We start from the raw sequence: 20,959 nt of genomic DNA on the forward strand, positions 1-20,959 counted from the left end.
GCACGTCTACCACCTGCCGCCCGAGCGGTGGCTGACGCCGTTGCCCGCCGTCACCTATGAGCGGAACCGGGAACGCCCGGACCGGACCGACCTGACTGGGGCCACGGTGGCGGTGCCGGGCGACCGCACCACCGCGTACCTGCTCTTCCGGCTCTGGTCGGCCGAGCGGCCCCCGGCGCGGATCGAGGTGGTGCCGTTCCACGAGATCATGCCGGCGGTGGCCGCCGGGAAGTACGACGCGGGGCTGGTCATCCACGAGGCCCGGTTCACCTACCACCGGCACGGGCTGACCGCGCTGGTGGACCTCGGCGAGTGGTGGGAGGGCGACACCGGCCTGCCGATCCCGCTCGGCACGATCCTGGCCCGCAAGGGTGCCGTCGACCCGGCGGAGGCGGCCGGCTGGATCCGGGAGTCCGTCCGCCAGGCCTGGGCCGACCCGGCCGCCAGCCGCGACTACGTGCTCTCGCACGCCCAGGAGATGGAGCCCGACGTGGTGGACCGGCACATCGGCCTCTACGTCAACGAGTTCACCGCGAACCTGGGGGACGCGGGATTCGCCGCCGTGGAGGCGCTGCTGGGCCGGGCCACCGACGCCGGGCTCGTACCTCGGCTCTCCGGCCCTCAGACCTCCAGCTCGCGCGCCACCGCGTGGACCAGCTGAGCGATCTTCTGCGCGGTCTTCTTGTCCGGGAACCGGCCCCGGCGCAGGTCCGGCTGGACCTTCGCCTCCAGCACCTTGATCATGTCTTCGACCAGGCCGTGCAGCTCCTCGGCCGGCCGCCGGCGCAGCTCCGCCATCGACGGCGGGGCGTCCAGCAGCTTGACCCCCATGGCCTGGGCACCCCGGCGGCTGTCCACCACGCTGAAGTCGACCCGCTGACCACCCTTGAGGTCGGTGACACCCGCCGGTAGCGCGCCCTTCGGCAGGAACACGTCGCCACCCTCCTCGCTGGTGACGAACCCGTATCCCTTGGCCGCGTCATACCACTTCACTCGACCCGTCGGCACCTGAGAACCCCTGCTTCGCTTGAGACGTCTACTGCTCCAAGGCTAGCCCGATGATCCGGTCGAGCGCCGCCGGGAATCCGGTGAGGTCGTCCAGCACCTGCTCCGCCCCGGCGGCCCGCAGCTCGTCGGTGCTGCACGGGCCGGTGGCCACCCCGACGCCTGGGACCTCGGCCGCGGCCGCCGCCACCATGTCCGCCACGTGGTCGCCGACGTAGAGGCTCGCGCCGTGCGCGCGCAGCGCGGTGGCCTTCTCCTCGGCGAAGAGGTCCCCGGCCAGCTCGTCGACGTGCAGCCCGAGGTGTTCCAGGTGCAGCCGGGCCAGCCGGCCGAGCTTCGAGGTCACCACCATCACCCGGCCGCCGCGCGCGTGCACCGCCTCGATCGCCTCCCGTGCGCCGGGCAACGGCACGGTCGGGGTGATCGCGTACGCCGGATAGAGCGCGCGGAAGGTCGTCACCGCCTCCTCCACCTGCTCCGGCGGGAACCAGTGCGCGATCTCGGTGCGCAGCGGCGGGCCGAGCCGGGAGACCGCCAGGTCGGCGTCGACGGGTACGCCGGTCTGCGCGGTCAACGCCCGCCAGCAGGCGGCGATGCCGGGGCGGGAGTCGACGAGGGTCATGTCGAGGTCGAAACCGACCATCAGTGCAGGCACCCCGAGAACGTACCCGCCCAACCCGGACCGAGCCGTACGTCCGAGGGGCGGGACGGCCCCGCAGCGGGCTAGCGTGGAACGACGATGACCACCTCACTCGCCGACCACCTGCGCGCCCTGCCCGACGAGTCGCTGGCCGCCCTGCTCCAGCTGCGGCCCGACCTCGTGGTGCCGGTGCCCGCCGACGTCTCCGCCCTCGCCATCCGGGCCGAGTCGCGGGTCTCCGTGGCCCGCGCCCTGGACGGGCTGGACCAGTTCACCCTTCAGATCCTCGACGCCGCCCGCCTCACCCGGCACCCCGAGGAGGGCACCACCTCCACCGAGTCCGTCCTCGCGATGGCCACCGCCGGGCCGCACCCGCCCGCCCCGACCAGCGTCCGGGGCGCGGTCGACCGGCTGCGCGCGCTCTTCCTGCTGTACGGCCCGGAGCACGCCCTGCGCGTCGCGGGCAGCGTCGACGAGGTCTCCGCGTACCCGGCGGGGCTGGGGCGACCGGCGGCGGAGCTGGACGCGCGGACGGCGGCGCTCTGCGCGGACCCGGCGAAGCTGCGCCGGACGCTGCTGGCCGCTCCCCCGTCGGCCCGGGCGATCCTGGACCGGCTCGCCGCCGGGCCGCCGGTGGGCAGCGTCCCGCCGGGTGCCCTGCAGGCACCGCCGGTCGGCGCGGAGGACGACGTGCCGCCGGACCCGACCAACGGCGGCCCGCCCACCGGCTCACCGATCCGCTGGCTGGTCGACGCGCGGCTGCTGGTGCCGGTCTCGGCCGGCACCGTGGAGCTGCCCCGCGAGGTGGGGCTGCTGCTGCGCCGGGACACCGGGCCGCTCGGTCCGCTGCGCACCAGCCCGCCGTCGGTCGCCGCCCCGCCGCGCGAGCCGAAGGCCGTCGACTCCGCCGGGGCCGGGCAGACCATGGAGGTGGTACGCCACACCGAGGCGCTGCTGGAGAGCCTGGCCGCCGAACCGGCCCCGGTGCTGCGCTCCGGTGGGGTCGGGGTGCGTGACCTGCGCCGGCTGGCCCGCGGCATCGGGCTGGACGAGCCGGCCACCGCACTCACCTTCGAGGTGGCGTACGCGGCCGGGCTGGTCGGGGAGATGGACCTGCCCGGGGCGACCACCAGCCGGTACGGCGCCGACCAGCAGGTGCTGCCCACCGGCGGGTACGAGGTGTGGCGGGCGATGTCGCTGGCCCACCGGTGGGAGCAGCTCGCCCGGGCCTGGCTGACCATGACCCGGCAGGTCGGCCTGGTCGGTCAGCGCGACGACCGGGACCGGCCGATCAGCGTGCTCTCCGCCGAGGCGGAACGGGCCGGCGCGCCGGCTGCCCGGCGGGCGGTGCTCGGGGTGCTGGCCGACCTGGAGCCGGCCACCGCACCCACCCCGGAGGAGGTGCTGGAGCTGCTGGACTGGCGGGCACCCCGGCGCAGCCGGGGCCGGGAGGCCGCGCACCGGGAGGTGCTGGCCGAGGCGGCCCAGCTCGGCGTCACCGGGCTCGGCGCGCTCACCTCGTACGGGCGGCTGTTGCTGGCCGACGTCACCGAGGCCGACGAGCGCGGTGCCGACGACCCGCTGGGGCTGCGCTCGGAGGCCGAGAGCGGCGATCCGTCGAGCGCGGTGCGGGCGCTGGACGCGCTGCTGCCCGCCCCGGTCGACCACTTCCTGGTGCAGGCCGACCTGAGCGTCGTGGTGCCCGGCCCGCCCGACCCGGCGCTCGCCGCCGAGCTGGACGTGGTGGCCGAGCACGAGTCGGCGGGCGGGGCCAGCGTGCACCGGATCACCACGGCGAGCGTGCGGCGGGCCCTGGACGCCGGTTACACCGCCGACGACCTGCACGCCCTGTTCCGCCGCCGGTCGCGTACCCCGGTGCCGCAGGGGCTGACGTACCTGGTGGACGACGTGGCGCGCAAGCACGGCGGGTTGCGCCTCGGCTCCGCCGGCGGGTACGTGCGCAGCGACGACGAGGCGCTGCTCGCCGAGGTGCTCGCCGACCGGCGGCTGGAGCCGATGGCGTTCCGCCGGCTGGCGCCGACGGTGCTGATCACCCCGTACCAGGTGGGGCGGATGCTGAACGCGCTGCGCGACGCCGGGTACGCGCCGGTGCCCGAGGACACCAGCGGCGCGACGGTGCTGTCCCGGCCGAAGACCCGGCGGGCCCCCGCCCGGGCGTCGGTGACGACCCGCGCGGTAGATCCGCTGGCCGCCCCGAAGCTGGCAATGCCCCGCCTGCTCGGGGTGGTGGAGCAGATCCGGCGGGGCGACGCGGCGGCGCGGGCGGCCCGGCGGGCCCCGGCGGTGGTACGCGGCGGCGCGGCCCGGGTGGCGGCCGGACCGTTGCCGGCGCACAGCCACAGCGACGCCCTGGCGGTGCTGCAACAGGCGGTACGGGACAAGGCGCTGGTCTGGGTCGGCTACGTCGACGCACACGGGGCGACCGCGTCCCGGCTGCTCCGGCCGGTGTCGATCGGCGCCGGTTACCTGCGCGCCGAGGACGACCGGACGGAGATGCTGCACACCTTCGCCCTGCACCGGATCACCGCGGCGGTGCGAGAGGACTGAGAGGTCAGCGGCGGCTGCGGCGCACGGTGCCGATCACGGAGACGGCGAGCAGCAGCGCGAACGCGGCTCCGGCGGTCTCGCCGACCGACGCGACGAAGCCCTGCCGCTGCACCAGCCAGCCGAAGAGGAACCAGCCGACGAGGGCGAGCGCGGCGGCGGCGTAGCCGACCAGCGTCGCCGTCGACACCTCGTCGGCCGGCGGCGGCTCGTCGTCGGTGGCCGCTTCCTGGTCGACGCTCATTGCCAGCCCTCCCCGCCCCGTCCGGCTTCCGCCCTCCAGGGTGGCACCCGGAGGACGGCCCGCACAGGGGGCGAAACCCTGAACCGCCCCGGCAGTGACGACTGCCGGGGCGGTTCGGGTAACGGGTCGCGGGTCAGGTGCCGGGGCGGCGGCCGACCAGCGTCACGCGGGCGCCGATCGAGCCGAGCTCGTACCAGCGGACCGCGTCGGTGTGCAGCAGGTTGATGCAGCCGTGCGAGCCGATCGCGCCGTTGTGCAGGTAGGTGGTGGTCTCGTGGAAGCCGATCCCGCCGTTGAAGCGCTGCCAGTAGGGCAGCCAGACGTCGTACGGGTCCGACCACTCCTTCAGCTTCCGAAGGTTGATCTTGTAAGTGCCCGCGGGGGTGGCGAAGCCGGACATGCCGGTGCGGGTCACCGTCGGCTTGGCCACCACCTTGCCGTCGCGCATCACCCAGGTGGTCTGCCGGGTCAGGTCCACGCAGAAGGTGGTGCCCGAACCGGCGTTGCAGCGGCTGGTGTCCGTGTTCGCCAGCCGCTTCGCCACGTCGTACGTGGTGGGGCCGGCCCGGCCGGCGGCCGGGCGGATGTCGTACCGAAGCTGGAACTTCTTGATCGCGGCGCAGTCGGCGTCCGACTGCCGGCCGTCGACGCTGACCTTGCCGAAGCCGCCGAGCCGGGCCAGGTAGCCCTCGACCTCGCGCTGGTGTTCCCCCTGCGCGCAGCGGGTCATGTTCTGCGGGGTCGGGTTGACCAGGCGGCGGGCCCGCTCCGGCTTCGGCGCCGTGGTGGTACGCGGCGCGGTCGCCGTGGTCCGCTGCTTCGGCGTCGTGGTGACTGGGTCGGTCCGCTGGTCGGGCTGGGAGGAGCCGCTCGCCCCCGTTACCTGTTCCGCATTGCCGACCGGGGCGAGCCCTCCTCCAGTGCCACCCGGATCGGCCTGCGGGTCGAGCGCGCACCCACCAGCGCCGACCAGCGTGACCACCGCCAGGGCGGCGATCCGGATGGCCATACCTCTGTGCCTCATTGAGCCCTCCTGAGTCTGCCGTCCCATCTGGTAGACGTTCGGCGATCAGGAAACGTTGCGTCGATCGGGCATTTTCTTGGGACTCCCTGACCTCGTGCAACACTGGATGGTCGGCCTGCGGCGGGTAACCCCGTCGATGACGGTGGCCGACGATCCGGCCGAGGAGAGGACACTGGCGTGAGCGGTGGACCACTGATCGTGCAGTCCGACAAGACCCTGCTGCTGGAGATCGACCACCCCGACGCGCAGGCCTGCCGGATGGCGATCGCCCCCTTCGCCGAGTTGGAGCGCTCCCCGGAGCACGTGCACACCTACCGGCTGACGCCGCTGGGGCTGTGGAACGCCCGGGCCGCCGGCCATGACGCCGAGGGCGTGGTGGACTCGCTGATCAAGTACTCGCGCTACCCGGTGCCGCACGGGCTGCTGGTGGACGTGGCCGAGACGATGGACCGGTACGGCCGGCTCCAGCTCGCCAACGACCCCGCGCACGGCCTGGTGCTGCGCGCGCTGGACCGGCTGGTGCTGATCGAGGTCGCCAAGAGCAAGAAGCTCGCCGGCATGCTCGGCAACAAGATCGACGACGACACCATCCAGGTGCACCCCTCCGAGCGCGGCCGGCTCAAGCAGGCCCTGCTGAAGCTCGGCTGGCCCGCGGAGGACCTGGCCGGGTACGTCGACGGCGAGGCGCACCAGATCGACCTGGCCGAGGCCGGCAAGGACGGCCGCAAGCCGTGGACGCTGCGCTCGTACCAGCGGGAGGCGGTGGAGGCGTTCTGGGCCGGCGGGTCCGGCGTGGTGGTGCTCCCCTGCGGCGCGGGCAAGACGCTGGTCGGGGCGGCGGCGATGGCCGAGGCGAAGGCGACCACGCTGATCCTGGTCACCAACACCGTCGCCGGCCGGCAGTGGAAGCGGGAGCTGATCGCCCGCACCTCGCTGACCGAGGAGGAGATCGGCGAGTACTCCGGCGAGCGCAAGGAGATCCGCCCGGTCACCATCGCGACGTACCAGGTGCTCACCTCGCGGCGCGGCGGCGCGTTCACCCACCTGGACCTGTTCGGCGCCCGCGACTGGGGCCTGGTCGTCTACGACGAGGTCCACCTGCTGCCCGCGCCGATCTTCCGGTTCACCGCGGACCTGCAGGCCCGCCGCCGGCTGGGCCTCACGGCGACTCTGGTACGCGAGGACGGCCGGGAGGGCGACGTGTTCAGCCTGATCGGCCCGAAGCGGTACGACGCGCCGTGGAAGGACATCGAGTCGCAGGGCTGGATCGCCCCGGCCGAGTGCACCGAGGTACGGGTGACGCTGACCGACGCCGAGCGGATGTCCTACGCGACGGCCGAGGCCGAGGAGCGCTACCGGATGGCGGCGACCGCCCGGACGAAGCTGCCGGTGGTGCGCGCCCTGGTGGACCGGCACCCGGACGACCAGGTGCTGGTGATCGGCGGGTACATCGACCAGCTGCACCAGCTCGGCGAGTACCTCGACGCGCCGATCGTGCAGGGCTCGACCACCAACAAGGAGCGGGAGCGGTTGTTCGACGCGTTCCGCTCCGGCGAGATCCGCACGCTGGTCATCTCCAAGGTCGGGAACTTCTCCATCGACCTGCCCGAGGCGGCGGTGGCGATCCAGGTGTCCGGGACGTTCGGGTCGCGGCAGGAGGAGGCGCAGCGGCTGGGGCGGGTGCTGCGCCCGAAGGCGGATGGGCGGCAGGCGCACTTCTACACCGTGGTGTCCCGGGACACCATCGACACCGAGTACGCGGCGCACCGGCAGCGGTTCCTCGCTGAGCAGGGGTACGCGTACACGATCGTCGACGCCGACGACGTCCTCGGCCCGTCGCTGCCGTCGTTCGACTGACCGAGGCCGGCCGGTCCGGTAGCGGGTGCCCCTCAGTCCCGCTAGGGACTTGATGACGTAGATGAATCGGCCGTTCGCGCTCCGGGCCGCCCTGCTGGTCAGGCGGCCCGGAGCTTGCGCAGGACGTACCGGTGGAAGGTCGCGCCGACGCGGCTCACCCGATCATGGGCCGGGAGTTCGCGTCCTCGGTGGCCGTCGCCTGCACGGAATGCTGCGGTGCGTCTGCCGCGACCGCGACAGCCATGCGGTTCCCGGGCATCCACTGCGGCCGGTGTCGCGCGACCAGGTGCAGGGCGGCCAGGACGCAGGCCATGTAGGTGAGGTCGCCGCCCAGCAGGATCAGGGTGACACCGAGGGGCGCGTCCGCGGCGGTGGTGTCGTCGACGACGTCCAGGCCACCGGTGGCAGCGGTGGCGACGAAGGCGAAGAGGTTGGTCGCCGCGTGTGCGGCGATGGACACCTCGAGACCTCCGGTCCGGATGACCAGCACCGCCCAGATGATGGCGCCGCCGAACAGGGCCACGAACCCGGGCCAGGTGCCGAGGCCGTGCATCAGGGCGAACGCCAGGGCCGAGCCGAGGATGCCGACCCACCGGTGGTACGCCCCGAGGGCCTGCAGGAGGAACCCGCGGGTGGCGTACTCCTCACCGGCCGCCTGCAGCGGAACCAGGATGATGAGCAGCACGGTGAGCCCGACAAACCGCCACGGATCGTCGGCCACCCGCAGCTCGGCCTCTTCGTCGTCGTAGACCAGGACCAGGGCCCCGATGGCCAGGACCGCCACGACGACGGCCAGGCAGCCGCACACCGCGAACCACCGCCAGCGCAGACGACCGGCCACCGAGTGCAACGTCCCCGCCGGACGCCGTTGCACCAGCCGCGCCACAGCAAGGGTGACCGGGATGAACGAGGCCAGCACGACCAGCCCCAGCAGGTTCTCGAACAGAGGCGTACCGATCGCGTCACTGTCGGCACTGCTCATTCCGAGGACACGCGCCACCAGGTACGCGGCCCCGACCAGTCCACACACCGCGACGGCGGCGGCGAACACCGCAGCCAGAACAGCTAGCGGCGGCAGCCACCATCGGTGGAAGCCGGTCCTCGCAAGACGCTCGTAGGTCAGTCCCCCGCTTGTCTTCATCGACTGAGACGATCTCCCGTTCGGTTGACGTTCAACGTTCTCGCATGAGGTTTCCGGTTCCGCGGATGGAGGACACTAGGGCAACGCCACAATCCCTGTCATTCCCGTAACACTGCGTAGATCGTCACTTCTATTGGTTACCTTGTTATCAATTCCAAAGGGCACCGCCGGCGAGCTGGTGAATCGAATGACGGCGTACTCGAAGGACCGCCATGCGCGCCGCCTTGAAGCCGGCGAAGGATTTAACAGTCCGTTAGCAAAGTTGCTGGATTGAGGCAGGGCCGCGCCGGATTGGCGCGGAAGACCTTCACGCCGGTCGGCGTCCCGTCACGACCGAGGTCGTGCGGTCAGGACGGGCACGGTCTTCGGATCGACCTGCGCCACCACCGGTCACACCGATGGATGCCGGTCGGCGGTCTGGGCGAGGAGGCGCGCCGGCGGCAGCGGCGACGTCCGCACCAGGTGGTACGCGATCAGGGCCAGAGCGCTGGTCACGGGTATCGGAAGCAAACCCACGACTGCGCCGCCGAGCAGGAGACGCCTTGCCCACGCGGCCCGCTCCCGGAGGACGCACACTGCCGCGGCCAAGGTCGATACGGCAGCGATGACCTGCAGAATGACGATGATCGACATGACTGGCGACCAGTCGTGCCGCACGAGTTCGACGCCCTGCGGGCCGGTGGACGTGATGGTGCTGCGCACGGGGATCGCGAGCGCCGACAGCACCGAAGCGACGGACGCAACCAGCGCGAGACCGGACGCTGCGTGCTTCCTACTGATGTGCCAGCGCAAACTCGTCAGAGTCCCCATGTGTCCGCCTCCCGGTTCAACCAGCCACACTGGAAGTTATCGGACGCATGCACACAGTGGGCACAGGCTAGTCAGCCGTCGACCGACGCTCGGCCACATACACGCCCTTGCCTTGATGGCCTTCGACCAAGCCCTCCGCCTGCAGGATCAGCAGAGCGGATCGGACCGGCTCGGCGGAGACGCCGTAGTGCGCGGACATCTCTCGCAACGAAGGCAGCTTCGCGCCGGGGCCGTACTCCCCGGACGCGATCTTGTCGCGGATGTCCTGGGCTATGCGCTGACGGTCTGAGATTCGGGGCATCGCAACTCCTGGTAGGCCCCAAGATCCTCCCACGCCAACACTCGGTCGGCCAAGACTTCGCCTGCTTAGCATGCTCGGTTCTTGTGCTTTGCATGCTTTGCATTGTAGGTTCGTCGCGGATGCCCGGTATCGGATCGCCTGGTAGGCAACCGGCCTCCCGGTTGGGCATCCACCACCGCTGGCACGGCTGGCTTCCCTCGCCAGTCGTGCCAGCACCCTCAGCGATAGATCCAGCAAACCGACAAGCAGCCCTGCTGCTGTACCGCCGATCGAGGCTGCGGTGGCAGGGCGGGGCGGTCTCCGCCGACCGCAACCGGCGGAGACCGCCCCTTCCACTTCGACGCGACCCGACGAAGGGCGATCCCCCGTGCGCAACCTGATCCGTCGGCTGATCAACCGACACGAGGAACGACACCTACCGAGAGAAGCGCCCGGTCGCCTCCGGCCATGGCAGATCCGTGAGCGCTGCTTCAACGTGCGGCGGCGCAGCCTCGACCCCGTCGAGATCCGCGCCTTCCTGCACCGGGTCGCCGACGAACTGACCGCCGCGCAGACCGCCCTGGTCGCGGTGCAGGAGGAGAACGTACGGATCAAGAACGCGCTGCGCGCCTGGCAGAGCGCCCAGTCGGCGAGCCACCGCTACCGATGAGCGACCGCTGGGTGATCCACCTGCCGGTCACCGCACCCGACCTGCTCCGGGCCCGGATCCTCGCCCGGACCGCCGCGCGGGTGCTGGCCCGGCTCAGCGCCCGCGTCGAGCCCGGCGGGGTGACCGTCTCGGCCGAGGACCAGCAGGGCGTACGCCACTGGGTCTTCTGCGACCGGCGACTACCCGGCGGCGGCCGGTGTGCCTTGCCGGCCGACCACACCGCGCTGTGCTCGCGCCGCGCCCGGAACCTCGTCCCCGGCTCGCCGCCCGGCCGATGAAGGCTCGGGTCACCATTTCGGAGAAATGGCGGCATTCTTGTCCTCTGGATACCGCCGGATCGGCGACATGGAGTGGATCAAGCGAGTCGAAAGGGCTGGCGGGACGTAGCCCGCCAGCCCCTCGCAGAGCGTGGTTACTTGGTGCCGCCGGATCGGAACGCCACCCAGGCGTCGCTCATCCGGTCCGCCTGTCCGGCGGTGAACATGTTCATGCAGGAGTCCTGCGTGTAGTCCATGAAGTTGTGGATCGGGTCCAGCCCGGGTGCGGTGCAGGTGTCCGCACCCACCGGGCAGTTGAACTGCGGGTGCGCCTCGCGCGGGGTGTCCTCGACGAAGTCGCCGGAGGCGGAGCAGCCGTGCGCGAAGGTGTGCTCCAGCATCAGCCAGTGCCCGACCTCGTGCGTCAGCGTGTCACCGAGGGCGTACTTGCCGGCCGTGCCGCCCGGCATCGACTCGTCGAGCAGCACGACGCCGTCGATGAAGTCGCGGCCGTTGTTGTAACCCTTCGGGAAGTACGCCCAGCCGAGGAGCCCGCCGCCGATGTTCGCCGCGTACACGTTCAGGGTGCGGGCGTCGCCGGTGTAGAGCGCCTGCTTCATGTCCCGCTCGTTCTTGCCCGGCACGACGGTGTACCAGTCGCTGTTCACCGTCCACGTGGTGTCGACCAGGTCGAAGCGGAACGGCGTGTCGGCGGCGTTCGCCGCGGTACGCCCGGCGAACGAGTCGTTGAGCACCTTCATCTGCGCCGCGATCAGGCTGTTCCACCTGGTCGTCTCGGCCGCGCTCAGCGGGTGGTCGGAGATCATGTGGAAGACCGTCGGCACGGTGACGCTGCCGTTGGCCAGGCGCGGCGAATCCTTGATCACGCCGTAGGCGTTCGCCTCGTTCTTCGAGTACAGCGCCGGTTCCTTGGCGGTGGCGCCCTCGGCGACCCGGGCCACGCTGTGCGCCTCAGCTCCGGGCGCACAGGCCGCGGCACCCGGGGAGGCGGTCGCGGGCGCTGCCGAGGCGACCGCCCCGGAAGCCCCGCCGGCCCCCAGGAAGGTCGCGGCGGTGGCGGTCAGGACCGCCAGTTGGAAAGCCGATCTTCTTCTGCGCATCGTTGCCCTTTCACTACGGGGGATGAGCCACGTCAGCGGCAGGGACGAGGGGTCACCAGGGTACGGGACCGACATCGTCGTTTCGCCATAACAACACGTCAGCGGCGTTGACAACAGACCACGAGCGGGTCGATTGCCGGATGACAAGGGCCGGTCCGGCAGCGACGGACCGGCGACGCTTCCCGGCGCGCGCGTGGCGGCCTACGGTCGACGGATGGTTCTCTCCGACTTCGCCGGGTCGTGGACCGGCACCAACGGCTTCCGGCTGATGCCTCACCACCCGCTCGCCGAGTATCCCGCCACGATGACCGTGACGATGGCCGCCGGCGGTCACCTGACCTCGGTCGCGTACTCCTGGCAGCACCCGGACGACGGACCCCAGGACGGCCTGCTCGTCATCGCCGCTGCCGATGAGGACGGCTCGCTCATGGCCGTGTGGGGCGACTCGTGGCATCAGAAGCCGGTGCCGATGTCGTTGCCCGGCGGGCCGGGGGCGGACGGAACGATGGAGTTCGAGGGCGACTACGGCGACGGTTGGCGCTGGCGGATCGTGTTCGACACCGCCGACCCCGCGACCCCGCGGATGCGGATGGACAACGTGATCCCCGCCGAGCACGCCACGGCTGAGATGGCCGCCGGGCCGTACCCGGTGATGGTCATGGAGGTACGCCGCGCCTGAGCAGACCCGGTGCCGGGCTCAGAGGACGTGGGTGACCCGTTCGGCGGCGAGCCGGTCGGCGGCCACGTCGCGGTGGATGATCACGGACGCACCGACCGACAGCGGGGCGAGCAGCCACTTCAGCGGTTGCTCGTGCTCGCCCGCGTCGACCAGGAGGCGATCCCCCGCCCGCAGGCCGAGCTGGGCGGCGACCTCGTGCGCCAGCGCGCCCCACTCGCCGTAGCTGGTGCCGTCCGGGGTGGCCGGGTCGGCAGCCCGAACGGCGTGGTGATCGGGCGGGGTGGCCGGATGCCGGAGCACCTCGGCGGACCAGTCGAGCCAGCCCAGGGGCACGTCGGCCAGCGGACCGGGCCCGGTGCCGACGAGGTAGCGGTGCGTCCCCTCGGGTACGTCCTCCAGCCAGTCGTCGAGGCGTTCCGGGGTCACGAACACCGCGTCGTACGGCAGGTCGCCGCCCGGTTCGAGCACCGGCAGCCCGGCGGTGGCCCGCGGCCGGTACGACACCGCCAGTCCGACCGACCAGGCGCCGAGCAGCACCGCCGCGGTACGCCAGTGCGGCGGCAGCAGCACCGCCACCCGGTCACCGGGGCGCAGCCCGCAACCGTCGCGCAGCAGCCCGGCGCAGCGGGCCGCCCAGTGGCCGAGCTGTCGCGCGGTCAGGTCGGTCCGTTCCCCGGTCGCGTCGTCGAGGTAGGTGAGCAGCGGTGAGTCCGGCGCGGTGGCGGTGACGACGGCGCTGGCGGTGACGAGCTGACCGGTCATCGACGGCACTCCTTCGGTCGGGTCGCCTCACCCTAGCCACCGACGCGAGCCACCGGGCCGCCCCGGCCCGACGCCGCCGTGCCCGGCCCCTGAAGGCCGCGCCGACGGGATCCGGACGCCGACCCTCGTCGACGCGTCATCGACCCTCGGCGCTATCGCCTGGACCGGTGGCGGCCGCAGGGTTGGTGCAGCGGGGTCAACCGACCGCGCGGCGGGAGGTCCATGATGTCCGGTCCGCAGGTCAGCGCCGCCCACCCACCGTCGGCGCCGGGCCGCTGGCGGCGAGCCAGGCCCGTGCTGGCGCTGCTGGCGCTCGCCCCCTGGGCCGCCGAGTGCTCGTGGGGTGGTTTCACGGCCGTGGACCAGCTCTTCGTCGTGGTCGTGCTGGCCCCGCTGTACGGGGGCGCGGCGATGCTGGTCCGGGAGACCGCCCGGCGGACCGGCGGCGGCTGGCCGGCGATCGTTCTGCTCGCTGCGGCGTTCGGCGTGTACCAGGCCGGCCTGGTCGACCAGTCGCTGTTCAACCCGGCATTCCTGGCCGACACGGAGTTCGCCGAGTCCGGCGCGGAGGCCGCCGGGACGCGGGTGCCGGGGCTGGGCTTCAGCGCCGAGCAGGCGATCGACTTCGTCGGCAACCACGTCGCCCTGAGCATCTGCGCGCCGATCGCACTGGTGGAGTCGTACGTCGGCGCGCGCTGGCGGCACCGGCCGTGGTTGGGCCGCTGGGGACTGCTGCTGACCGGAGTGCTTTTCGCCCTCGGCAGCCTGATGATCTTCACCGACGACTCGGCCGGCCGGAAGGGTTTCCTGCTCAGCCCGGTGCAGGCGGCCGTTGCGGTGCTGACCGTGCTCCTGCTCGTCGCGGCGGCCCTGCTGCCCCGGTGGCGGCGTACGCCCCGACGGGTGGTCGCTACTGCCCCACACCCGGGGTGGGTCGGCCTGGTGGTGCTCGGCGCGCACCTGAGCACCGTGCCGCTGAGCGGCTGGGTCCGGGTGGGCTGGCAACTGGCCGCTGCCGTCGCGGTGGCCGTACTGGTGGTGCGCTGGTCCCGGCGCGCGGACTGGAGTCAGCGGCACGTCCTCGCCGCCTGGGCGGCCGGTCTGCTCGTCGCCGCCGCAATCGCGTACGTCGTGCCGAGCTACGCCCCGGCGTCGCCGACGGAGGCGCTGGTCGGCGACGTGGTGGGCACCGTGGTCGTGCTCGCCCTGACAGTCGGCGCCTTCCACCGGCTGCGCCGGCGGCCTCCGGCGGACGAGCGGGCGGAGGCTCGCGGGAACGGCTCGACGCATTGACAAGCGTTGGCAGACTTCGCGGTGCGGGGCAGCATCCGCCCGTACACCCAGGAAGCCCAGGACGGAGGTCCACCGCCATGCGGAGACGAACCCGCCGCGCGCTGACCGCGCTGACGGCCCTGCTGGTCGCCGCCACGCTGGCCGGGGCGGCGGTGCCCGCTCAGGCCGACCCGCTGCCCGGAGTCGAGCCGACGGTCACCGCCACCGTCTGGGCGAACGCACCGACCACCGCCGAGTACCGGCCGAGCTGGGGCTACACCGCCACCAACACCGAGGGCGGGGTGCTGATCCGGCGCACCGGCACCGGGGCGTACACGGTGGTGCTGGAGCAGGCGCCGGTCCGCGGCGGTGTCCCGCACGTCGTGGCGTACGGCAGCGGGCCGGTCTTCTGCACCACCGCCGGCTGGTACCGCAGCCTGGTCGCCCCCGACCTGCTGATCCAGGTGCGCTGCTTCGCCGCGACCGGCGCCGCGGTGGACAGCCGCTTCGTGCTCACCTACAGCAACGCCCGGTGGACCGGTGACGGCCGGTTCACCTGGTTCGTCACCGACCAGGCGGCCCCCGTCGGGATGCGCACCCTGCCGGCCACCTACCGGTACGACTCCGTCGGCGGCGAGATCCGCTACGAGCGGATCGCCACCGGTCACTACCGCTTCCACCTGACCTACCGGTACGACTACTCCTTCCCCATGTCGCACGTGACGGCCGTGGGCAGCACCGGCGTGCACTGCCAGATCGGCCCGCCGGACATGCACGACGTGTGGTGCCGCAACGCCGCCGGCAACCTGGTCGACGCCCGGTTCGCGGTCACCTACGGCAACAAGGTGGACCTGCTCGGTCACTCCACCGGCCCGCGCATGCACACCGGCGTCCTCTACGGCGAGCAGGCCGACGGCGACGGCGTGGTCTGGGGGGAGAACTGGAACTCGACCCTCCCGGGATTCGCCAATGCCGACGGCCGGCACCTCGGCACCGGTCACTACGAGATGCGGATCAACGGCACGGGCGCGGCGTACGGCACGGCCTTCGTCAACGCCTTCCGCAACGACTTCGACCGGCCCCCGCACGGGTACTGCGCCGTGGCGGGCTGGTCCCCGGTCGGCCTCTCGGACACCCTCGTCACCGTGCGTTGCTACGCGTACCTGGGTGTGCCGGCGAACCTCAACGTGCGGGTGTCGTACACCACCTGGCCGGCGGCCTGATCCGGCGGGCCGGCGACGGCCTGGCCTCCTGGCGTCGCCGGCCCGCGCCCACCAGCCGGTCACCTCGCCGGGCGGACGAGGAAGGACCCGGCCACGGCGGGCCGATTACACTCGCGCCACATCCCTCTGGAACGGGGCAGTCGCAATGGGCGAACTGTTGTCGACGGTCGTGCAGCTCGTCGGCTCGTATCTCACCCGGCTGCTCGACCGGCGGGTGGTGTCCAAGGACGCGAAGGTCGCAGCCGAGCTGATGGCCGTGGTCGTGGCCCTCCAGGAGCTGTGTCTCACCGGCAACCGGATCCTCGCCCTCGCCGGGACGATCGTCTCGGGCACCGCCCGGCCCGACGACCTGACGGAGTTCGCCGCCGCGCTGCGCCGCCAGTCCACCCTGGTGGATCAGCTCAGGAGCAGGATCGAGACCGCGCGTCCGCTGCTCGCCACCGTCGAGGTGGAGTTCGCCCTCAGCGTGGCACCGTTCCTCGACGCGAAGTCAGGGCTGCTGGCCCGCTGGCAGCAGCAGGCGGCGGTGAGTGAGTACTCCACCACCACGCTGCTCTTCCTGCCCGCCGAGAGCGTCACCCGGGCGGTGGCGGCGAGCCGGCCCGACGCCGCCTCCGCCTCGCTGGACCTGGATCGGACGGACTTCGTGCTGGTGGTGGCCGACGAGGTACGCGACGTGCGCCGCCGGGAGGTACGCGACATCCGCACCGCCACCGACGCCGAGCGCGACCCGGTGCTGCGGGAGATCGAACAGGCCCGGGCCGGGCTGGAGACCGCGTCGGCGCTCTGCGCCCGGTTGCTCACGGCGACTCGGGAGACCGTCGGGCCGGAGGCGTTCGCCCAGTTGCGGCGGGACCTGGCGGGTCGGTGACTCCGCCCCCGAGCGCGCCCAGCTCTGGGTCGCGGGGATAGCCGCCGTAGCGGGCCAGCGCGTACGAGCCGACGCCGGTGGCCAGCAGGCTGATCGAGGCCATCCCCAGTTCCCGGCTGAGTTCTTCGGTGTTGAACATGAGTCGTTGGAACAGTCCGGTGCCCGTCGCCTGGTCGGTGAGCCGGATCTCGTCGAGCGACGCGCGCCGCTCCGGAAAGGAGAAGCGCAGCCCGAGCAGGGCGTGCAGGGTGCCGTCCGGCGCGATCCGCAGGTCGACGGCACCGCCGCCGTCGGGGTAGAGCGACACCTCGAACCGCGCCTCCGGCAGACCCGCCGCCAGCAGCTCACGGAACCGGCGCGGCGGGATCGGCACCCAGCGCCGCCAGGCCGCGATGAACTCCTCGTCCGCCCGGGCCACCGTCATCACCGGCTCCAGCGCCGTCAGGTCGGCGACCGCTAGGGCGTCGATCTCGGCCCGGAGATCCCGCGCCGGGGGTGGCGGCCGGCGCAGCAGCCGTACCGCGGCGGCCTCCGCCAGCAGCGCGTCGAAGTGCGGGTCGGGCCGGAACCGGCCGAGGCAGAAGTCGTCGCCCAGTCTGGTGGCGAGGTGCTGCCACCAGGCCGCCGCGCGTACCGGCCGGAGCCCGAACCGCATGGCGCCGACGATGAAGCAGCGGTGTAGCAGCAGGGTGGCGCTGACCGCGTCGACGTCGACCATCGGCCCGTCCAGGGCGCGTGGCGCGTCGGCGGCGTTGCGGTCCATCTCCGTGTACGCGACGAGCGGCGGGGCGTCCGCGATCCGCACCGGGATGATGCTGTCGAGCTGAGCGGCGGGATCGACCGGCGCCCAGACCACGTCGTCGTTGAGGACGATCAGGGGTTGCAGCCCCTCGTCCTGCCGTACCGCCAGTTCCAGGGCCGGGTCGCCGCGCGGGGAGAAGATCTGCCGGGCCCGCAGGACGGAGTCGGGGTGCAGCCGTACGGCGTCGTCGATGGCCGGCACGGTCACGCGCAGCTCGGCTCCGTCCGCACGGATCTGGAGCGCCGGCAGGGTGCGCAGGGCACTGACGAGTTCACCGCTGTCCATGGGTCACTGTAGCGGGACATCGAGGCGTGAGGATGTCCCGGTCAGGGCGCGGGCAGCTCCGGGCCGCCGTCGAGCAGCGGGGCGAGCAGGTCGCCCTGCTTCTCCACCCGCTTGAGCACCTCGGTCGCCGTGTACGGCTTCGTCGCCGGCCGCTTCCCGGCCGCCCCGGCCTCCACCTCGTCCCAGGTCAGCGGGGTCGACGCCGACGGCACCGACTGGGCGCGCAGCGAGTACGGCGCCACCGTCGTCTTCGCCGCGTTGTTCTGGCTCCAGTCGATGAAGACCTTCCCCGGCCGCAGGTTCTTCGCCATCTTCGACACGATCAGCTTGGGGTGCGCCTTCTCCAGCTCCTGGGCGATGCGCCGCGCGTACGCGGACACGTCGTCGGCGTCCTGGGTGCCGGCGATCGGGCAGCAGAGCTGCATGCCCTTCTTCCCCGAGGTCTTCGGATAGGACTCCACCCCGTCCTCGGCCAGCCGGTCGCGCATCAGCAGCGCCACCTGGCAGCACTGCCGCAGCGCCGCCGGCGCGCCCGGGTCCAGGTCGACGACCATCATGTCGGGGTGCTCGCCCACCTTCCACTGCGGCGTGTGCAGCTCCAGCGCGGCGAGATTCGCCAGCCAGACCAGGGTGGGCAGGTCGTCGGCGACCACGTAGTCGATGGTCTCCCGCCCCTTGCTCGACCCGGGCGCGGGCAGCGTCTCGGTGCGTACCCAGTCGGGGGTCGCGGCCGGGGCGTTCTTCTCGAAGAACGAGCCGCCGGTCACCCCGTTGGGGAAGCGGATCCGGGTCAGCGCGCGGTCGGCGAGGTGCGGCAGCAGCACCGGGGCGATCCGCGTGTAGTAGTCGATCACCTCGCCCTTGGTGAAACCGGCCTCGGGGTAGAGCACCTTGTCCAGGTTGGACAGCTCCAGCGTGCGCCCCTCGACCTCCACCCGGAACCGTTCAGCCGGCATCGTCGACCTCCTCCGGTGGCTTGTCCGGCCGCAGCCGCAGCACCCGGGGGAACCGCAGTCGCCCGTCCGGGGTGCGCTGGCCGTACTTCACCTCCACCACGACCCGGGGTGTTACCCAGATCGCGCCCCGGGCATCCTCGCGCGGCACGTCACCGGCGAACGGCGACTCCGCCTGACGCAGCGGCTCCAGCTCGCGCAGCAATTCCCGCTCCAGCGCCGCGCCGATCCCGCCGCCGACCCGCCCCCGGTAGGTGAGCCGCCCGTCCGGCCGGGGCACCCCGACCAGCAGCCCGCCGATCTTCCGCGCGCCGGGCCGCCAGCCGCCGATGACGAAGTCGCCGGTGACCTCCAGCTTGACCTTCACCCAGTCGGGCGAGCGCACCCCGGCCCGGTAGAGCGAGTCGACCCGCTTGGCCATCACCCCTTCCAGCCCGTGCTCGCCGGCCGCCTCGTAGGTGGCCGCGCCGTCGGCGAAGACCGGCGGCACCGCCCACCGGGCCGCGCCGAGGCCGAGCCCCTCCAGCGCCTCCCGCCGCTGCAGGTAGGAGCGGCCGGTCAGGTCCTCGCCGCCGAGCCGGAGCAGGTCGAAGATCATGTACGTCACCGGGGCCGCCGCCGCGAGCCGGGCCGCCTTCGCCCGGTCCCGGACGTGCATCCGCTCGGCCAGCGCGGTGAACGACGGCTGCCCGGTCTGGTTGAAGAGCACCACCTCGCCGTCGAGCAGCGCGTCGTCGACCTGCTCGGCCAGGGTGATCAGCTCGGGGTACGCGGCGGTGATCTCCACGCCGCTGCGCGCGTACAGGTGCTGCCGGCCGCCGGTGATGTCGGCCAGCGCCCGGACCCCGTCCCACTTGAACTCGTACGCCCAGCCGTCATCCACCGGGAGCGGCCCGGTCATCGCGAGCATCGGCTTCAGCGGCGCGCCGGGCACCTTTCGACTGTAGTTGCGCAGCGAAGAGCGTGCGCCCCGTTCGATCGTTTGCGATTCTGGTCAGAACCGGGGAGAGGAGCGCGGCATGCGGGCGATCTGGAAGGGAGCCGTGTCCTTCGGGCTGGTGTCGATCGGGGTGAAGCTCTACTCGGCCACCGAGGAGAAGGACATCCGTTTCCACCAGGTGCACCGCGCCGACGGGGGGCGGATCCGCTACAAGCGCACCTGCCAGGTCTGCGGCGAGGAGGTCACCTACGACGACATCGCCAAGGGCTACGACCTCGGCGGCGGCGAGATGGTGATCCTGACCGACGAGGACTTCGCCGAGCTGCCGCTGACCAGCTCACGCGCCATCGACGTGCTGGAGTTCGTCCCGGCCGAGCAGGTCGACCCGATCCTCTACAACAAGGCGTACTTCCTGGAGCCGGAGGGCTCGGCGACCAAGCCGTACGTGCTGCTGCGCGACGCGCTCGCCGACTCCGAGCGGGTGGCGATCGTCAAGGTGGCGCTGCGCCAGCGCGAGCAGTTGGCCACCCTGCGGGTCCGCGAGGGCGTGCTGCTGCTCAACACGATGCTCTGGCCCGACGAGGTGCGTACCCCCGACTTCGGGTTCCTCGACGAGGACCTGAAGGTCCGTCCGCCGGAGCTGGCGATGGCCAGCTCCCTGATCGACTCGATGGCCGGCACGTTCGAGCCGGACGCCTTCACCGACGACTACCGGGCGGCGTTGCAGGAGGTCATCGACGCCAAGGTCGAGGGACGGGAGGTGGTGCAGCCGGAGGAGGAAGAGGCCGCCCCGGCCGCCGCGGTGGACCTGATGGCCGCGCTGAAGGCCTCCGTCGAGCGGGCCAAGGCGGCCCGGGGCGAGGAGCCGGCCGGCGCCGGCGCGGGCGAGCCGACGCCGATCTCCGCGGCCCGCTCGGCGAAGAAGGCCGCGAAGGCCCCGCCGAAGAAGGCGGCGGAGAAGAAGGCCGCCGCGAAGAAGGCGGAACCGGCGAAGAAGGCCGCCAAGAAGACCGCGGAGAAGAAGGCCGCCAAGGCGCCGGCGAAAAAGGCTGCCGCGAAGAAGGCCGCCCCCCGCAAGACCGCCTGAGCGTCCGGGCCGGGGGCCACCGACGGCGTACGCCGGGGCCCCCGCCGACGGTCAGCCGCGGCCGAGCTTCTGGGTGGGGGTGATCCGGACGATCACCCGCTCCTCGCCCGGCTGCCGGAACGGGTAGGTGTCCTGCCCGAGGTACTTCTTCGCCATCCGGTCGATGTGCTCGTCGGCGCCCTCGCTGACCAGCTCGGCGGTGCCCTTCACCCAGAGCGTGCGGAAGTCGTCGGCCTTGTCCACCACGGAGACCGCCACCATCGGGTTGCGCTCGATGTTGTGGTACTTCTGCCGCCCCCGGGCGGTGTTGAACATGATGTGCTCGCCGTCGGTGTCCACCCAGACCGGGGTGACGTGCGGGGTGCCGTCGGGCTCGACGGTCGCCACGTGGGCCAGCTGGGGCTCGGAGAGCAGGACCAGGTCTTCGTCGGTGAGGATCGCCATGGTCCAGAACCTACCGCCGGGCCGTCC

General features: G+C 72.4%; 23 protein-coding genes. 10 read left to right on the top strand and 13 right to left on the bottom strand.

Annotation, left to right across the window (positions count from 1 at the left end; translation table 11 throughout):
* Positions 1-661, top strand: a 661-nt coding sequence (locus ACSNN7_RS21015) for an MqnA/MqnD/SBP family protein (RefSeq protein ID WP_436682651.1), incomplete at its 5' end; no start/stop codon positions are given.
* Here the strand turns inward: ACSNN7_RS21015 and ACSNN7_RS21020 are convergent.
* Positions 622-1,008 (bottom strand): cold-shock protein, encoded by a 387-nt coding sequence (locus ACSNN7_RS21020; RefSeq protein WP_436682652.1) that lies wholly within the window; start codon positions 1,006-1,008, stop codon positions 622-624. The genes ACSNN7_RS21015 and ACSNN7_RS21020 overlap by 40 nt on opposite strands.
* A 28-nt stretch (positions 1,009-1,036) precedes the next feature.
* On the bottom strand, positions 1,037-1,660 hold the full coding sequence (locus ACSNN7_RS21025) for an HAD family hydrolase (protein WP_436682653.1): 624 nt from the start codon (positions 1,658-1,660) through the stop codon (positions 1,037-1,039).
* An 84-nt stretch (positions 1,661-1,744) separates the two neighbouring features.
* Between ACSNN7_RS21025 and ACSNN7_RS21030 the strand changes: the two genes are divergently transcribed.
* Positions 1,745-4,213 (top strand): helicase-associated domain-containing protein, encoded by a 2,469-nt coding sequence (locus ACSNN7_RS21030; protein ID WP_436682654.1) that lies wholly within the window; start codon positions 1,745-1,747, stop codon positions 4,211-4,213.
* Positions 4,214-4,217: 4 nt separating this feature from the next.
* Here the strand turns inward: ACSNN7_RS21030 and ACSNN7_RS21035 are convergent, their stop codons facing one another.
* Positions 4,218-4,454, bottom strand: a complete 237-nt coding sequence (locus ACSNN7_RS21035) for a hypothetical protein (protein WP_436682655.1) — start codon at positions 4,452-4,454, stop codon at positions 4,218-4,220.
* 133 nt (positions 4,455-4,587) lie between these two features.
* Positions 4,588-5,478, bottom strand: a complete 891-nt coding sequence (locus ACSNN7_RS21040) for a L,D-transpeptidase family protein (RefSeq protein WP_436682656.1) — start codon at positions 5,476-5,478, stop codon at positions 4,588-4,590.
* Positions 5,479-5,655: 177 nt separating this feature from the next.
* Between ACSNN7_RS21040 and ACSNN7_RS21045 the strand changes: the two genes are divergently transcribed.
* The gene (locus ACSNN7_RS21045; RefSeq protein WP_436682657.1) at positions 5,656-7,335 is read left to right on the top strand and encodes a DNA repair helicase XPB; all 1,680 of its coding nucleotides are present in this window, start codon (positions 5,656-5,658) and stop codon (positions 7,333-7,335) included.
* A 154-nt stretch (positions 7,336-7,489) separates the two neighbouring features.
* Here the strand turns inward: ACSNN7_RS21045 and ACSNN7_RS21050 are convergent, their stop codons facing one another.
* From ACSNN7_RS21050 to ACSNN7_RS21060, 3 genes are all read right to left on the bottom strand, one after another.
* Positions 7,490-8,476: a CPBP family intramembrane glutamic endopeptidase gene (locus ACSNN7_RS21050; RefSeq protein ID WP_436682658.1), complete on the bottom strand. Its 987-nt coding sequence runs from the start codon at positions 8,474-8,476 to the stop codon at positions 7,490-7,492.
* A 390-nt stretch (positions 8,477-8,866) separates the two neighbouring features.
* Positions 8,867-9,286, bottom strand: a complete 420-nt coding sequence (locus tag ACSNN7_RS21055) for a hypothetical protein (RefSeq protein ID WP_436682659.1) — start codon at positions 9,284-9,286, stop codon at positions 8,867-8,869.
* Between the two features lie 67 nt (positions 9,287-9,353).
* Entirely contained in the window at positions 9,354-9,587 is a 234-nt protein-coding gene (locus ACSNN7_RS21060) for a winged helix-turn-helix domain-containing protein (RefSeq protein ID WP_436682660.1), read from the bottom strand.
* 376 nt (positions 9,588-9,963) lie between these two features.
* On the opposite strand from ACSNN7_RS21060, the gene ACSNN7_RS21065 reads away from it, so the two are divergent.
* Together ACSNN7_RS21065 and ACSNN7_RS21070 are read left to right on the top strand one after the other, a co-directional pair.
* The gene (locus tag ACSNN7_RS21065) at positions 9,964-10,236 is read left to right on the top strand and encodes a DivIVA domain-containing protein (RefSeq protein WP_436682679.1); all 273 of its coding nucleotides are present in this window, start codon (positions 9,964-9,966) and stop codon (positions 10,234-10,236) included.
* Positions 10,233-10,514, top strand: coding sequence for a hypothetical protein (locus tag ACSNN7_RS21070; RefSeq protein WP_436682661.1), 282 nt, complete (start codon positions 10,233-10,235; stop codon positions 10,512-10,514). The genes ACSNN7_RS21065 and ACSNN7_RS21070 overlap by 4 nt, the downstream gene beginning before the upstream one ends.
* A gap of 134 nt (positions 10,515-10,648) precedes the next feature.
* Here ACSNN7_RS21070 and ACSNN7_RS21075 read toward each other — a convergent pair whose 3' ends face one another.
* The gene (locus ACSNN7_RS21075; RefSeq protein ID WP_436682662.1) at positions 10,649-11,614 is read right to left on the bottom strand and encodes a zinc metalloprotease; all 966 of its coding nucleotides are present in this window, start codon (positions 11,612-11,614) and stop codon (positions 10,649-10,651) included.
* 214 nt (positions 11,615-11,828) lie between these two features.
* Here ACSNN7_RS21075 and ACSNN7_RS21080 point away from each other — a divergent pair, with 214 nt between their 5' ends.
* Positions 11,829-12,293, top strand: coding sequence for a hypothetical protein (locus tag ACSNN7_RS21080; RefSeq protein ID WP_436682663.1), 465 nt, complete (start codon positions 11,829-11,831; stop codon positions 12,291-12,293).
* An 18-nt stretch (positions 12,294-12,311) separates the two neighbouring features.
* On the opposite strand, the gene ACSNN7_RS21085 is transcribed toward ACSNN7_RS21080, so the two are convergent.
* Positions 12,312-13,055 (bottom strand): TIGR03089 family protein, encoded by a 744-nt coding sequence (locus ACSNN7_RS21085; RefSeq protein ID WP_436682664.1) that lies wholly within the window; start codon positions 13,053-13,055, stop codon positions 12,312-12,314.
* Positions 13,056-13,280: 225 nt separating this feature from the next.
* On the opposite strand from ACSNN7_RS21085, the gene ACSNN7_RS21090 reads away from it, so the two are divergent.
* The 3 genes from ACSNN7_RS21090 (at position 13,281) to ACSNN7_RS21100 (ending at position 16,421) form a co-directional block, all read left to right on the top strand.
* On the top strand, positions 13,281-14,348 hold the full coding sequence (locus ACSNN7_RS21090; protein ID WP_436682665.1) for a hypothetical protein: 1,068 nt from the start codon (positions 13,281-13,283) through the stop codon (positions 14,346-14,348).
* Between the two features lie 77 nt (positions 14,349-14,425).
* Entirely contained in the window at positions 14,426-15,550 is a 1,125-nt protein-coding gene (locus ACSNN7_RS21095) for a hypothetical protein (RefSeq protein ID WP_436682666.1), read from the top strand.
* Positions 15,551-15,695: 145 nt separating this feature from the next.
* Entirely contained in the window at positions 15,696-16,421 is a 726-nt protein-coding gene (locus ACSNN7_RS21100; protein WP_436682667.1) for a hypothetical protein, read from the top strand.
* Here the strand turns inward: ACSNN7_RS21100 and ACSNN7_RS21105 are convergent.
* From ACSNN7_RS21105 to ligD (ACSNN7_RS21115), 3 genes are read right to left on the bottom strand one after another with little or no spacing between them, the layout of a single operon-like run.
* Positions 16,351-17,508 carry a hypothetical protein gene (locus ACSNN7_RS21105; RefSeq protein WP_436682668.1) on the bottom strand — a complete coding sequence of 386 codons (1,158 nt, stop codon included), beginning with the start codon at positions 17,506-17,508 and terminating at the stop codon, positions 16,351-16,353. The two genes, ACSNN7_RS21100 and ACSNN7_RS21105, sit on opposite strands and share 71 nt — an antisense overlap.
* 41 nt (positions 17,509-17,549) lie before the next feature.
* Complete coding sequence (gene ligD, locus ACSNN7_RS21110; protein WP_436682669.1) at positions 17,550-18,464, bottom strand: non-homologous end-joining DNA ligase; 915 nt, start codon at positions 18,462-18,464, stop codon at positions 17,550-17,552.
* Positions 18,454-19,395, bottom strand: a complete 942-nt coding sequence (ligD, locus tag ACSNN7_RS21115; RefSeq protein ID WP_436682670.1) for a non-homologous end-joining DNA ligase — start codon at positions 19,393-19,395, stop codon at positions 18,454-18,456. Before ligD (ACSNN7_RS21115) ends, ligD (ACSNN7_RS21110) begins: the two co-directional genes overlap by 11 nt.
* An 85-nt stretch (positions 19,396-19,480) precedes the next feature.
* On the opposite strand from ligD (ACSNN7_RS21115), the gene ACSNN7_RS21120 reads away from it, so the two are divergent.
* Positions 19,481-20,488 (top strand): Ku protein, encoded by a 1,008-nt coding sequence (locus ACSNN7_RS21120; RefSeq protein ID WP_436682671.1) that lies wholly within the window; start codon positions 19,481-19,483, stop codon positions 20,486-20,488.
* Positions 20,489-20,539: 51 nt separating this feature from the next.
* On the opposite strand, the gene ACSNN7_RS21125 is transcribed toward ACSNN7_RS21120, so the two are convergent.
* On the bottom strand, positions 20,540-20,932 hold the full coding sequence (locus tag ACSNN7_RS21125; protein ID WP_436682672.1) for a PPOX class F420-dependent oxidoreductase: 393 nt from the start codon (positions 20,930-20,932) through the stop codon (positions 20,540-20,542).
* Positions 20,933-20,959: the final 27 nt, after the last annotated feature.

The organism is Micromonospora sp. URMC 105, assembly GCF_051386295.1.
Lineage (GTDB): Bacteria > Actinomycetota > Actinomycetes > Mycobacteriales > Micromonosporaceae > Micromonospora.